Annotated in this window: 15 protein-coding genes; 9 read left to right on the forward strand and 6 right to left on the reverse strand. The window is 37.9% G+C overall.

The genetic code is table 11. The annotated features are described in order from the left end of the window. Positions 1-981, reverse strand: a complete 981-nt coding sequence (locus F938_RS21395; RefSeq protein ID WP_005035107.1) for a DUF1852 domain-containing protein — start codon at positions 979-981, stop codon at positions 1-3. 540 nt (positions 982-1,521) lie between these two features. Here F938_RS21395 and F938_RS21400 point away from each other — a divergent pair. After that, positions 1,522-1,959 (forward strand): hypothetical protein, encoded by a 438-nt coding sequence (locus F938_RS21400; protein WP_005035109.1) that lies wholly within the window; start codon positions 1,522-1,524, stop codon positions 1,957-1,959. A 200-nt stretch (positions 1,960-2,159) separates the two neighbouring features. Here the strand turns inward: F938_RS21400 and F938_RS21405 are convergent, their stop codons facing one another. After that, on the reverse strand, positions 2,160-2,597 hold the full coding sequence (locus F938_RS21405) for a GNAT family N-acetyltransferase (protein WP_005035111.1): 438 nt from the start codon (positions 2,595-2,597) through the stop codon (positions 2,160-2,162). A gap of 151 nt (positions 2,598-2,748) precedes the next feature. Between F938_RS21405 and F938_RS21410 the strand changes: the two genes are divergently transcribed. Beyond that, complete coding sequence (locus tag F938_RS21410; protein ID WP_004826006.1) at positions 2,749-3,507, forward strand: SIMPL domain-containing protein; 759 nt, start codon at positions 2,749-2,751, stop codon at positions 3,505-3,507. Positions 3,508-3,647: 140 nt separating this feature from the next. Here the strand turns inward: F938_RS21410 and F938_RS21415 are convergent, their stop codons facing one another. Together F938_RS21415 and F938_RS21420 are read right to left on the reverse strand one after the other, a co-directional pair. Then, positions 3,648-4,967 carry a DUF445 domain-containing protein gene (locus tag F938_RS21415; protein ID WP_005035114.1) on the reverse strand — a complete coding sequence of 440 codons (1,320 nt, stop codon included), beginning with the start codon at positions 4,965-4,967 and terminating at the stop codon, positions 3,648-3,650. Positions 4,968-4,996: 29 nt separating this feature from the next. Continuing rightward, positions 4,997-5,563 (reverse strand): CC0125/CC1285 family lipoprotein, encoded by a 567-nt coding sequence (locus F938_RS21420; protein ID WP_005035116.1) that lies wholly within the window; start codon positions 5,561-5,563, stop codon positions 4,997-4,999. Between the two features lie 211 nt (positions 5,564-5,774). Between F938_RS21420 and F938_RS24835 the strand changes: the two genes are divergently transcribed. Together F938_RS24835 and F938_RS24840 are read left to right on the forward strand one after the other, a co-directional pair. Then, positions 5,775-6,026 (forward strand): dihydrofolate reductase family protein, encoded by a 252-nt coding sequence (locus F938_RS24835; protein WP_005035119.1) that lies wholly within the window; start codon positions 5,775-5,777, stop codon positions 6,024-6,026. 28 nt (positions 6,027-6,054) lie between these two features. Beyond that, the gene (locus F938_RS24840; RefSeq protein WP_005035122.1) at positions 6,055-6,303 is read left to right on the forward strand and encodes a dihydrofolate reductase family protein; all 249 of its coding nucleotides are present in this window, start codon (positions 6,055-6,057) and stop codon (positions 6,301-6,303) included. Positions 6,304-6,341: 38 nt separating this feature from the next. On the opposite strand, the gene F938_RS21430 is transcribed toward F938_RS24840, so the two are convergent. Then, on the reverse strand, positions 6,342-6,881 hold the full coding sequence (locus F938_RS21430; RefSeq protein WP_004826015.1) for a DUF924 family protein: 540 nt from the start codon (positions 6,879-6,881) through the stop codon (positions 6,342-6,344). A 211-nt stretch (positions 6,882-7,092) separates the two neighbouring features. Here F938_RS21430 and gshA point away from each other — a divergent pair, with 211 nt between their 5' ends. The 3 genes from gshA to F938_RS21445 all read left to right on the forward strand — a co-directional run bounded on the left by gshA (position 7,093) and on the right by F938_RS21445 (position 9,796). After that, on the forward strand, positions 7,093-8,670 hold the full coding sequence (gshA, locus tag F938_RS21435) for a glutamate--cysteine ligase (RefSeq protein WP_005035124.1): 1,578 nt from the start codon (positions 7,093-7,095) through the stop codon (positions 8,668-8,670). Between the two features lie 29 nt (positions 8,671-8,699). Beyond that, positions 8,700-9,194 (forward strand): disulfide bond formation protein B, encoded by a 495-nt coding sequence (locus tag F938_RS21440; protein ID WP_005035126.1) that lies wholly within the window; start codon positions 8,700-8,702, stop codon positions 9,192-9,194. Positions 9,195-9,280: 86 nt separating this feature from the next. After that, positions 9,281-9,796, forward strand: coding sequence for a hypothetical protein (locus F938_RS21445; protein ID WP_227567162.1), 516 nt, complete (start codon positions 9,281-9,283; stop codon positions 9,794-9,796). 53 nt (positions 9,797-9,849) lie between these two features. Here F938_RS21445 and F938_RS21450 read toward each other — a convergent pair whose 3' ends face one another. Next, positions 9,850-11,181 carry a PGAP1-like alpha/beta domain-containing protein gene (locus F938_RS21450; RefSeq protein WP_005035129.1) on the reverse strand — a complete coding sequence of 444 codons (1,332 nt, stop codon included), beginning with the start codon at positions 11,179-11,181 and terminating at the stop codon, positions 9,850-9,852. Positions 11,182-11,424: 243 nt separating this feature from the next. Here F938_RS21450 and F938_RS21455 point away from each other — a divergent pair, with 243 nt between their 5' ends. Continuing rightward, positions 11,425-12,009: a YqiA/YcfP family alpha/beta fold hydrolase gene (locus F938_RS21455; protein WP_005035131.1), complete on the forward strand. Its 585-nt coding sequence runs from the start codon at positions 11,425-11,427 to the stop codon at positions 12,007-12,009. A gap of 16 nt (positions 12,010-12,025) precedes the next feature. Next, on the forward strand, positions 12,026-13,906 hold the full coding sequence (gene parE / locus F938_RS21460) for a DNA topoisomerase IV subunit B (RefSeq protein ID WP_004826028.1): 1,881 nt from the start codon (positions 12,026-12,028) through the stop codon (positions 13,904-13,906). Positions 13,907-14,271 lie beyond the last annotated feature (365 nt).

The following is a 14,271-nucleotide window of genomic DNA, read 5'->3' on the forward strand; positions in this document are numbered from 1 at the left end:
TTATACAGCAACGTAGTTTGAAGACCACTGCTCAAGGATGCTTTTGTACGGCTTGATGAATTGTTCTTCAGTAAATTTGCCTTGCTTAATGGCCAACTGGCTGCGCTCTTCTCGGTCATACACAATACGGGTCAGTGAATAATCCTGATGCTTTAAGCTTGGTTGATAAGTCTTTCCAGCAACAGAGTTTGCATTGTAAATTTCTGGGCGATAAATTTTTTGGAAAGTTTCCATGGTGCTGATGGTACTGATCAACTCAAGGTTGGTGTAATCACTGAGTAAATCACCACGGAAATAGAATGCTAATGGCGCAACACTATTCGGCGGCATAAAATAGCGAACCTGCAAACCCATTTTTGCAAAATACTCATCTGTTAGAGAGTATTCATCTTGTTGATATTCAACGCCTAAAACAGGATGTTGATTTGCAGTTTGGTGATAGGTTTTGCTGCTAGAAACACTCAAACAAATTACTGGTGCTTTACTAAAATTATCTTTATAAGTATTCGAATGAACGAATGAATTAAAAATGTTACCGTGAAGCTCACCATAGTTGTCTGGAAGGCTAAATTCAGCTTTATCTTTATTATGTTCTAACAGAAGTACACTAAAATCATAGTCTCGCACATAAGAGGAAAAATTATTTCCAACAATACCTTCAATACGTTGATTGTTTTTGTGATCGATAATATTGGTTTTCAAAATTTCTATTGTTGGGAAAGTTTCACCATTGCCTTCAATATCAATATCCACTGAAATAATTTCAAGTTCGACAGCGTAACGGTCTGCTTTCGGGTTATCCCAATGTGCCAAAGCATTGAAACGATTGTTGATCATCTTCAGAGTATTGCGCAAGTTGTCTTGACGACTCTCACCTCTTGCTAAATTTGCAAAGTTGGTTGTAATGCGCGTACTGTCAGCTGGATGATAGTTTTCATCGAAACTAATGCGCTTAATCGTAAATGTAAACTCTTTACTCATTGTGATAACCCTAATTTCTGAGATAAAAACCTGAATTTATTTCATGCTCTTGTCGACTACCTCAAAGTATTGTTGAAACTTATTCATCCATAGTTTTTCAATATTTTCTTATCTGAACTGCATGAAAAATTGAAAATCAATGCTGATATGGTCTGTAGCGAGGAGCATGGTGTAATTTATACCCCAAACCAGACATGAATAAAAATGATATTAATTCATAAAAAGTTGAATAAAATTCATGATTGATAATTTTATTCAATTAAGAAAGACTTGCGTGATCAAATAGTCTTATCACATCTGAATATTTCACAGCTTAAAACAATGGAATCATTACAAATGAGTCATATACTGAACTGGGTGACTGAATATGTATACAATGATATTTGAGAGGTTTCTTTGCTGAGTGATTGAACGGTTGATTAGGGGATAATAATTTAAGACCATTGATGCTCAGGATCTAAGTCAATAATAATGACATTTTGTCTCTGTAAAATGAGAACTGAAATAGAAAACATATACTTATAAAAGGAGGGTTACTTCATGCATTTCGTTAAGCTATTGATGGGCTGTTTCGTTTTTATCTTAAGTAAACTTGCTGTAGCTGCGGATTTTCCAATCTATCAGCTCAAAGCTGCACAAAATCTTCAAGATGGAATTTGGAGCTGGAAATCAACCATGCGACCACATAAGTCTACAGCAGCAGACCATACTGAACGTGGTTGTATCAAGATTAAAGATTTCATCAAACAACAAACAGATGAGATGCGAGAAAGCATTCCTCAAGAATGTAAAACTCAAATTACCAGTGATCAGCCGAATGAGGGGCGTATGGCTTTACAATGTTCAGGTGCTTTCAGTGTATTTAAAGTCAATTATCGAGTACAGCGTGTTTCAGCAAATCATTTAATTGTTGAAGCGAAAATGCCATCCAATACAACATTAATTCATGAATATAAACGAGAAGGTGTATGTAAATAGTTGATGATTTGAATAAAGAATTTAATCTATCCCAATCCATTACCTTAAAGAAAAATATAGTCATAATTTATTTGTTATTGCTTATATTGATGATGAAGGCGTTAATTATATACAGCCATGATGTTTACGATTCTTTAATCCAAGCTGAATCTGATTTTTAGAATAAACGTCAGATTCATGTATAAATAAATACAATCAAATTATTTTATCCAATGCATTAAAAATTCTTTTGAATTGGTTTCTAAATCGATACCTTCTTCTAAAATTTCAAAACCTAAAGTCTTATAAAATTGTACACTTTTTGGATTTTCTTGATAGACATTTAATTTTAGTTCAGTCCGTATGGCTTGAGCGTATTGGATCAGCCCTGTACCTATACCTTTTTCCTGATATTGCGGTGAGACAAAAATTGCGGCTATTTGGGTGTCTAGTAAAGCAATAAATCCACAGATTTGTTGGTTATGTTCTGCAAGATAAACTTCGGACATAGGAAGATAAACATGCTGCATTTTGAGCTTATGCGCTTTCCAATATGTTTCTGGAATAAAATGGTGAGCGATTAATGATGCTTCAAGCCAGATTTCGGATAAAATATTAAAATCTTCAATATCGGCTTTTCTTATATTAATTAAACTCACTAATTTTCTCTCCGAATTTAAATAAGCATTTATTTTAGCTAGGATACAAGAAGACGATTTATTTAGCATCTTATTCAGTATCATATATGGTTGACTTAGTGCTCATTTATTATTATAAAATCTATATGATAATTTTGATGAAATTAGAATAATGGAAAATAAATCAATTACATATAAAACCTTATGGGTTTTTGCACTGATCCTGAGTTTAGGTTTTATTATTTCGGCAAGTGTATTGGGATATGCTTTTAAGCAATTTGGTGGTGAAAAAAATTCAATTATTGTGAAAGGTTTGGCAGAAAAACCTATCCAAGCAGATTCTGCACGTTGGGAAATCAACCTTCAAACCAGTCGTGCGACGGACAGTGTGACAGCGTCCTATCAATTACTTGATCAAGAAATAAAGACCTTACAATCGTTCTTTGTTGAACATGGTTTTAAAGCCACAGAAATGAAATTAGGCAATAAAAGTTCGCAACCCTATTATCAAGATGTAGATCAGGGTGATGGAAAAACAATTCGTGAATTTAGAGGTTATGTTGCGATGCAGTCGTTGGTGATCAATACCCGCGATATTCAAAAAATTGAAAAAGCTGCAAAAGATGCATACCTACTGGATGAAAAAGGTATTTCAATTGAACAAAAACCACAGTATTTGGTTTCTAATCTAGAAGAAATAAAGATGTCATTGATTGCCAATGCCACAAAGAATGCTCATAGCCGTGCCAATGAATTTGCAAAAGTGGGTGGTGTGAAAGTGGGTGCAATGCGCTCTGCAAGCCAAGGTGCGTTTTATATCTTGCCTGAAAGTGGCTCAGACGATGACAGTGATTATGGCGGTGCATATGACAAAAATACCATCAATAAAATTGCTCGTGTCGTCGTCACGATTAATTATTCAATTGATTAACCAACCCTTAAAAGCTCAATTTGAGCAAATTATGTCTTAACATCATCAATGTTTAAGTAAAAAGAATGGGAGCTCAGCTCCCATTTTTAATTCATTTTATACTTGTGATTGAATGGATTTCATCGTATGCATTGTCATCGTTAGATCGCAAAATCAATCACAGCGCGAATGACACCTAAACTCAAACCAATAAATGCACCTACGACCACACCATTCACGCGTATCATGTGTAAGTCGCCACCGACTTCATTTTCAATTTTAGCAATCATCTCTGTAGAGTCCCATTCATGAATTCGTTGACTAATAAACGTAATCACTTTTTCACTATATTGATCGCTTAGATTGACAGCAATACCGCTGATTCGGTCGTTGAGCAGGTCACGAACCGATTGGTTTTGTACGAGGTTTTCTCCCACTTGTTGAATTGCAACACGCAGGTTCATCGCAATACCTGAGTCTGCTTTAAGCAGGTCAGATTTAATCGCATCACATAAAATAACCACTGCACCAGTAATAAAATTCAAAACAGGTTCACTGTCTAAAAGGGCATTTTTGGTTTCGTTTAAACGTATGCTGGCATTGCTATTATTATCTGCCAATTGCACCATCAGTTGATGTGCTGCTTGTTCTATTTTTTGGCGGATTGGATGCTCTTCATCTGCCAGCATCGACTCAACTTTTTCAATAATTGAATCAATGGTGCGTTGCTCAACATCAATCCCAATCCAGCTTGCACCTTTGGCAAGGCGTGAAACGCCCAGCTCTTTAAACAGAGTTTGTGTGAGTTCACGTGTTCTTTCAGGATGGGTCATCATCCATTCATGGGCAATGTCGAGTCCACGTTGTAACACATCTTGATGGAAATCATTGTCTAAAACTGCACGAAGCATTTCACTGGCAAGTTGGTTCATACGGGTATTACGAACCCATTGCACGCTGTTATTTTGGATAAAACGTCCAATTTGATCCTGACCAACAAATTCAAAAATTTTCGGTACTGTTTGTTGAATCACATCCACCACTTGACCGTTATTTTTTGGATGTGCCAACCATTGACCTACGGCTAAACTCAGGTCAGTATTTTTTAAACTCCGTTCAACGATTTGGGGAGAAAGAAAGTTTTCCTGAACAAATTTACCCATCGATTCCGCAATACGTGCCTTATTACGTGGAATAATTTCAGTGTGATCTTTTAAAAACTTAGGAATAGGGATTTTCCCAAAGGGATTGCGGAACAAGACCGTAATTGCATACCAGTCGGCTAGACCACCAACAACTCCAGCTTCAGCACCTAACATGAGGATATGAATAAACCATGCATATTCAGGGAGCAACTTGGCAGAAATGATTAAAGCAATCCACGCCACGACTGCCACAATCAATGCAATTGTGGCAAAGCGTTTGCTTCGATCTAGGCTGGGAATACTGTTGGCGATTTCACTGTGTTCAATTCCGCTCATTCATTTTCCTAAAACAAGTGTCTTTATCTTTATTGCTTTGATGTTACCGTATCAGGTTGTGGTTGTAGTACCTGTCCTGTCGGACTAACCCCATATTTAGGTCCTAAAGATTGCAAAATCAGACGAGCGTCAAAAGCATCGTTGGGTGATGATTTCTTATCTTTATAACATTCAATCGTATAGGAAATCTGTACGGGATCAATATTGACGACTTGTGGCATATCGTAAAATGGGTCATTCCAGAACATTGGGTGGCGACGATACCCCCAACCATATGGATAGTAGTTTGTGGATGGATAGACCACAGCTTTACGAGGAGGTTGCTGACTTCGATTGCTCGGATCATCTAGAACTTTAAAGTATGTAAAACCATTTAATAGGGTGGTTTGAGCAGCTTTGACGAGATTAATTTCTTCAGCAGTTCCAAAACTCATATTACTATTGCCTTGAAAACTAATGCGATAGCTATGATCATTGAGTGGAACTGTGGTGTATTGTCCAAGTTGGTCAAAGGTGCGTGGTTTGCTTGGTGTAGTGGCACAACCCGTAATGGTGAGTACAGCTACAATTGTCAGACCAATCAGTATTTTTTTCATCTGTTGCTCCTTGTCCATTTTGTGGGATGGAAGTGAATAAATTTCTAAGTGCTATAGTGTTCTAAGTTGATGGACTGACAATGAATTTCAAGAAGATTTTTGTTAAATCGCCATAGAGAAGATTGTAATTTGAAATTAGCTCAATTCTGAAATTGCCCTATGCGCCTATCAAAAGTTGAATATTAAACATAAATTATGTGTAGAGAATTAAATGACGATTCAAATTAGAGGTTATATTGCCACCAGTGCAGATGGATATATTGCAACGCTTGATGGATCCGTGGAGTTTTTGACACCATTTCAAAGTATTGACTGTGGCTATGATGATTTCATCAAGGAGATTGATATTATTCTGATGGGGCGTAAAGCTTATGAGGTGATATGCTCTTTTGGTACTGAATGGCCTTACCCTAATCAAAAAGGGTTTATTGTAAGTTCCAATCCCCCATTTAACATTATGTGATTCATCTCTTTCAGTATGGACAAATGGAGTGAGTGCTTTAATTGATCATCTTCAGCAGAATTATTCTGGCAATGTGTGGGTGGTTGGAGGAACTCAATTACAAAATACATTAATAGAACAAAATCTTATCAATCAGTTAGATGTCTTTATTATGCCTGTTTTATTGGGAAGTGGTATTCCTCTATTTCCTCGCTTTAATACAACTGAACGCCAATTAAAGTCATTACAGGCGGAAATGATTGAAAATAAAATCATTAAGCAAAGCTATGTTTTTTAGTGGCTGATGCAATATGAATTTTACATCAGCCACAGCGATTAAAAACTGCTATTCGGTTGTTTTAAAAACTCAATTTCTTCAGCAGTTGAGGTTCTTCCCAAAATTTGATTACGATGTGGGTAACGTCCAAAACGGTCAATAATCAGTTTATGCTTTTTCTCGAAGTCCAAATTGATTGGATTACCCAACGTTTCAAAAAGCTGTAAAGCCTGAGCATGAATGATTTTCGATTCACTGTGCATAAATGGCATATATAAGAATGAACGTTGTTCAGGCTTTAACGCTTGATCTAATTTAAGCTGAATCGCTTCTTGTGCCAATGCGAGTGCCAAAGCATCCTGAGCAAATGCATTGGCTTGATCTCGATATAAATTACGAGAAAATTGATCTAGAACAATAATTTCAGCAAGGCGACCTTCGGCTGTTGCCCGCCATGTCCATAATTCACACTGTTTGGCTTGATCTAAGGTATGTGCAAAGCGCTCATCTAAGGTTTGATCAAATGCGTCACTTTTGGCGAACCAAAAAGGTTGCGTTTCTGCACTAAACCAAAAATCGATAATTTCTTGATAATTCATAATGTTTACAATTCTTTAATGGTGATTTTTCTATACAAACACAAATTTTTGATGTCTTGTAGTCGAACTTTGTGATAAAAACTTTTTTCGAAATAAAGTGAATAATTGATTTAAAACAACGATGGTTATACGTGTATATCGATAAATAACGTTATACTGCGCGCATCCAAATATTTTATTTTAAAAAATTCTTTAAGATAAGTGAGTAAGTATGAGTCAACCCGAAATGATTTCCCAATTTATCGTGCCAGATTGGGTGGATTCTACCTTATTCAAAGGGATGTTACGTGGCATTGAACGGGAAAGCCTGCGTATGCAAAATAATGGCTTTTTATCACAAGCCGATCATCCGCTGTCTTTAGGTTCTGCTTTGACGCATCCGCATATCACAACAGATTATTCGGAAGCGTTGATGGAATTTATTACGCCTCCAAAAGAAAGTATTGCTGAAGCGCTAAATTTTTTAACGGATATACATGCTGTGGTACATCGCCATTTAGAAAATGGTGAAAAGCTTTGGACATTGTCTATGCCATGCATGTTGGATGAAAAAGAAGAAAATATTCGTTTGGCACAATACGGCACATCCAATATTGGTAAATTTAAAACCCTGTATCGTCATGGTTTGGGTATTCGCTACGGTCGCCGGATGCAGACGATTTCAGGCGTGCATTATAATGTCTCGTTTCCTGATGCTTTATTTGAACAACTACAACAACATGAACAAGACGATGCATTAAAAGCATTGAGTTTACAAGACTATCGAAGCCACCGTTACTTGGGTTTAATTCGTAATTTTATTCGTTTAACGCCGTTAGTGATGTATTTGGTGGGCGCGAGCCCGTCGGTATGTAAATGTTTTATGACCGGACGTGAGCACCAGTTATTGCCATTAATCAAAGGCACTTTATTTTTACCTTATGCGACTGCATTGCGTATGGGACGTTTTGGTTATCAAAATTCTGCTCAAAAACAATTAGGCATTCACTATAACAATTTAGACAGTTATGTGGCTGAATTACAGAAAGCGGTGAATTCACCTTATGCGCAGTTTAGTCATTTGGGGCTAAACAATGCCGAAGGTGAGCCGATCCAAATCAATGATCATGTCTTACAGATTGAAAATGAATACTATAGTCTTGTTCGACCTAAGCAAGTTCCACGAGCAGGGGAAACCCCATCTCAAGCATTGGCAGATCGGGGTATTGGTTATGTTGAATTACGTGCTGTAGATGTCAATCCGTACAGCGCAATCGGGATCAATGAAGATACCGCAGGCTTCTTGGAAGTGGTTGCCTTATATTGTTTACTGCAAGATAGCCCAGATTTATGGGATGAAGAGCAAGATGTGATTGAACAAAACCAAACTGAGGTGGTCAATCGTGGACGTGCGCCGAATGCCAAAATTATTGAGGCAGGTGCTGAATATCCATTGTTAGAATGGTTACAACAACATCTCAATGCCATGCAACCGCTTGCAACTTTACTGAATCAAAGCTATTCGACCGATTTGTATCGTCAAGCGCTCAATGTGATGCAAACACGGATTGATGATGTTGATGAGACTTTATCAGCACAAGTGATTGCCGATACCATGGAGCAAGGTGGGACATGGAGTTTTGGCAGTTATATGGCAAATCAGCATATCGAAAGTTACGAACAACATGTATTAAGTCCTGAAACTTTAGCGTATTTTGAGGGTCTTACTCAAACTTCTCTCGCAGAACAACAGCAACTTGAACAAGATACAAGTATAAGTTTTGAAGATTATCTGAGTAAATTTAGATAAGGCATTGATTATATTAACGAGGAAGCTCCATGCAATGGCGTAGTTATCGCTTCGTAAGTGGTCTTTTATTTTTAGCAAGTGTGGCCGGGATGTCTTTTGCACTCTATTTAGAGCATGTGCAAGGGCTTGAACCATGTCCACTTTGTGTTTTTCAACGTATTGGGTTGATCGGTCTTGGACTGATCTCTTTAATCGCATTTTTACATCATCCTAAAAATAATGTATTGAAACGCATTTATAGTTTCTTGGGTTTAGTGACAATCTCTTGGTCAGTCGGTGTTGCTGCTCGTCATGTGTGGCTGCAAAACTTACCTAAGGATCAAGTGCCAAGTTGTGGTCCTGGTTTGGACTACTGGGTAGATACTTTGCCTTTAAAAGCTGTTTTTGAAAATGTTTTAAAAGGTTCTGGTGAGTGTGCAATGGTGGATTGGACCTTTTTAGGTCAGTCTTTACCTGTATGGTCATTATTGTTCTTTAGTGTTTTGGCACTGATTAGCTTATGGCAGTTGTTTAGAAAGTACTAAAAGCACTATAAAAAAGAGTTGGTATTGCTCAGCTCTTTTTTATGATCTTATTTCATTACAATCACAGTCAATATCGTCTTATTAAAATGATGAAGTCTAAAATATATTTAAGTTGTCTTGGCGCAATTGCGCTTTGTGTATCTACACCCGTTTTAGCCAAGACACCACCACTTGCCAGTCAAGATGTATCCTGTCACTTTAAATCCGAATTTGATGACACCATCCCAGCAGATGTTTCTTATGTCAAATTTGGTGCCCAACCTTTTAAAATGTTTAAGACCAATCCTGATTATTTTTCGAGTCATGTTGAAGACTGCCAATTACATCATGGTCGATACTATGTGTTGTCTGTATCTCAGAGCCATCCAGCAAGAACATTGGCACAGTCTTTGATTGAAGTGACACAATTCGACTTAAACGGTAAAAAAGTTGATCAGAAATTTTATAATCAAGGTTGGACCTGTGAGTTAACACAAGGCTTGATTGCAAAAAATCAAAAATTATTCATTGATACACAATGTACAGAAAAATCAAATTTTGATGAATATGGTGAAATGCTTGACCCTAAGAAAACCAAGTCCTATCGAGTCGAAATCAAATAATCTAAAAAAAGCTGATTAAACATCAGCTTTTTTTAGGGCTAGGTTTTTTACCTTTATGTTTCTACAATGCCCTGCATGCTTTCTAATTTAATCAAATATTTACGGATTTGTTCTTCCGCCAATTCATCATGGCGTGGGTAGAACCACTTGGCGATCTGTTCTGAAACCAAAGGGTGATATTGAATATCAAAATGGTTAAGACCATAGAACACCGCTTTGTGCGATTCTGGCAGTTTTAATTGAAAGCGTGGATTAGGGTGTTCGCCTAAAGCACTCTTTAGACTGACCAAATAATCGCCAATTACTTTTAAGGTTCGATTTTTTCGATTCTCAAACTCTAAGGTGCCAGCAATTAAAAAGGTGTTGATGTGTGAGGGCAGTGGCGCAGGTTTACGGTTATCGTCCATTAAACCGATACGCGCATTATTATGTTCCCAATCATCATCACGAACACTACCATAGCGCAAGTCTAAAATCCCATTACTGCGAATATTCACAACATGGCTGATGATTTTGACGATGGGGAAATGTCCAATCTTTTCTTGGATTGCAAAACCAAAGCGTTCCAACACCGCGCCATGATGCGGAGAACCAATACATACTAGGTTTTCAACCATATGAAACCATTGGTGCATATTCTGCTTGCCATAGAATAAGGCACTACGACAAACCAAACCTCCCATACTGTGTCCAATCAAATCAATACTGGTAATACGTGGATTACGTTTGATGAGGTCTTCTAACAGATTGGCTAACGAGCGTCCATTGGCTGAAATTCTGCGCCCAGTATTGTAGTGAAAATAGAGCATGGTGTTGTTATCACGTTGTGCCAGTAATTTTTCTCCAATACCGCCATTGCCACGGTTGCTCCAATCCTGATAAGTCATACACAAACCGTGTGCGAAAATCACCACACGACCTGCCAGATCACCTTGTTGTAATGCACCGTAATGATCATAAAGTACCGGTGAAAGTGCCAATGGATTATGTGTCGCCAAAAGGTAATCGCCCAGCACACCATTTAAAGCACTGACTAAAAAAGTCATATGCGCATTAAGTGGTTTATCATGTAGATTTGGGAAACGTTCAATGGTTTTACGAAGTACAGGCGCCAACAGGTGACTACCATAATTTTGTAAAGCGTTATAACCGAATTTATAGAATTTATCGACGATTGGACGTGACTGAAAACGTTTAGCTTTTTGCTTACTTAAACCAAAAATACTCAGTAACATTTCACGCTGAATCGACTGGATGAAGTCCTGAACGACACCACTAAGCGGTGTACTCACTAACTGTGCTAAGCCTTCTAATACGTCTGCCTGACTCGGAGGCGAGCGATCCCACTTACAATAGGTTTCGTGTAAAGGGGTTAAACTTGGCATTGTTATTTCCTCATCCATATTGATCTGGAACAAAGACTTTATTTTTGCTCTAGATCCATGTATAAATTCTTAGGCAATCATCTTATCTTGTTCATCCTGAACACTATTTAAAATACCGATAATTGCATTAAAGTTTTAATTTTTTGTCGGACAAGATTCCCAAACATACAAATTAAAACAATTCTGTGATTTGAGTCACATTAAAAATTAAAACATTAGTGGTGAAAAAGCAATCTATTTTCAATGAATATTATTTATTTACATGGTTTTAAAAGTAGCTCGTTGTCTATTAAAGGGCAACAACTGAATGATTACTGTCGATGCCATTCATCGCATAATGTGCATTTACCTGATTTAAATCAACATCCAAAAGATGTGTTGGCGAAAATTTCAGCATATATTGAGCAATGGTCAGATGTAGTCTTGGTTGGCAGCAGTCTAGGGGGGTTTTATGCGACACAGTTGGTCGCAAAATACGGTGTACCCGCTGTTTTAATTAATCCAGCTATGCGACCATGGGAATTGTTTCGTCGTCTTTTTGGAACTGAGCATATGCCTTATCAGGTGACAGAACAATGGACACTGGATCATGCTCAATTGGCGTATTTGGAAGATATTGCTGTACCGTTTGTGCAAGATGCAGACAAAATAATGGTGTTATTGCAACAAGGTGATGAAGTTTTGGATTATCGTGAGGCTGAACGGTATTATAGTACAGCTCCACACACATCCTTGATCATGACAGAAATGCATGGTAATCATGCGATGGAAGATTTTGCAGATAAAATTCCCATGATTGTGGAGTTTTTATCTTACTCCGTAAAATAAAAGGAAAAACTTAAACGTGTCTCAATATACGGCTCAATCACTTGAAGTATTATCTGGCTTAGACCCTGTGCGTCGTCGTCCAGGCATGTATACAGATACCACGCGTCCAAATCATTTGGCGCAAGAAGTTATTGATAATGCGGTCGATGAGGCACTTGCAGGGCATGCCAACAAAATCACTGTCACGGTATATAAAGACGGTTCTTTATCTGTTGAAGACAATGGTCGTGGTATGCCAGTCGATATTCATCCTGAGTATGGACAAAGTGGCATCGAAATTATTCTGACCAAACTGCACGCAGGTGGTAAGTTCAGTACAGACAATTATCAGTTTTCTGGCGGCTTACATGGGGTCGGGATTTCTGTGGTAAATGCCTTGTCTGATCGTGTTGAGGTTGAGGTTCAGCGCCAAGGCAATCTCTATAAAATGGCTTTTGAGCGTGGTGAACCTGTCGCACCTTTAGAAGTTTTAGAAGGTAAAGTTGCTAAACGTGCAACAGGCACAACGGTACGTTTTTGGCCTGAAGCTAAGTATTTTGATTCGCCTAAATTTGCGCTTAAAGCGTTAAAGCACAATTTAAAAGCTAAAGCTGTTTTGGCTGCAGGTTTGCAGATTAATTATATTGATCAGATTAATGACGAGAAAATCGAATGGCAATTTGAAAATGGTTTAGTCGACTATTTGATGGATGAATTGCAAGATCGTGAAATTATTCCTGAACCTGCTTTTGTTGCAACAGGCGAAGCTGAGCGTGCCAGTGCTGAATTTGCAATTTGCTGGAATATCGAAGGTGGAGAGCAGATTCAAGAAAGTTATGTCAACTTGATTCCAACAGCACAAGGCGGTACACATGTGAACGGTTTACGTTCAGGTGTTACCGATGCGATGCGTGAATTTTGTGAATTGCGTAACTTATTGCCACGTAATATGAAATTGTCAGCAGAAGATGTTTGGGATGGTGTGAATTTCATTCTCTCACTTAAATTCCAAGAACCACAATTCTCAGGTCAAACCAAAGAACGTCTTTCTAGTCGTGAAGCATCCAATATTGTCTTGAATATTGCCAAAGATGCTTTTGCCCTGTGGCTCAATCAGAATGCCGAAGTTGCCATGCAATTGGCTGAAATCGTGATTGCCAAAGCTGGTCGACGTTTAAAAGCAGCAAAGAAAGTTGAACGTAAAAAAATCGTTGCTGGACCTACACTACCTGGGAAATTATCAGATTGTGTTGGACATACGCTTGAAGAATCAGAACTTTTTATTGTGGAAGGGGATTCAGCTGGCGGTTCTGCCAAACAGGCGCGTGATAAAAACTTCCAAGCCATTATGCCGATTCGTGGCAAAATCTTAAATACATGGGAAGTGTCTTCGGATGAGGTTTTAGCTTCTCAAGAAGTTCACAATATTGCGATCGCGATTGGTGTGGATCCTGGAAGTGACGATCTTTCAGAATTACGTTATGGCAAAATTTGTATTCTTGCCGATGCGGATTCTGATGGTTTACACATCGCAACGTTGTTGTGTGCTTTATTCGTGAAACATTTCCCAGCAATGGTGGATGCAGGGCATTTATACGTAGCGATGCCGCCTTTGTATCGAATCGACGATAATAAAGATGTTTATTATGCATTGGATGATGATGAGTTAGAAGCTATCTTAAAGAGAGTAAAGTCTAAGAACCCGCAGATCACCCGATTTAAAGGATTGGGAGAGATGAACGCGAGCCAATTGCGTGAAACAACTTTAGACCCAAACACTCGACGTTTGGTTCAGTTGGATTTAGATGATGCACATCATACCGCAGGCTTATTGGACAAATTACTGGCAAAAAAACGTGCCAGTGATCGCAAAGACTGGTTAGAGCAAAAAGGTAATCTCGCAGATTTAACTGTTTAAACAGCATATGCTTTGATAAAAGCTCTTGTAAAAAGATGAGGTCTAGAAGACCTCATCTTTTTTTATCCGCTTTTAAATCCATATTGCCCAACCTATAGTCAAACTGCTTGATTATTCATAAGCGCTAAAGCGTGGCAATAAAAGCTTTAGATCATTCAACAATAAATTCATCGCATTGATTTTATTGATCAAGAGAGGTTCTATTTTACGGTATGAGTTTTCAACAGATTGACGATATTGACTTTTTAAAAGTACAGGAATTGTCCGTTTTTATCCTAACTTATCACACTCAATCTGCACTCTCTTTGCTCATTTTTAAGCGGAAAAATCGCACTTAATTTGATCAGTGTGGACTTTAATCTCGC

This window comes from Acinetobacter bereziniae LMG 1003 = CIP 70.12 (genome assembly GCF_000368925.1).
Classification (GTDB): domain Bacteria; phylum Pseudomonadota; class Gammaproteobacteria; order Pseudomonadales; family Moraxellaceae; genus Acinetobacter; species Acinetobacter bereziniae.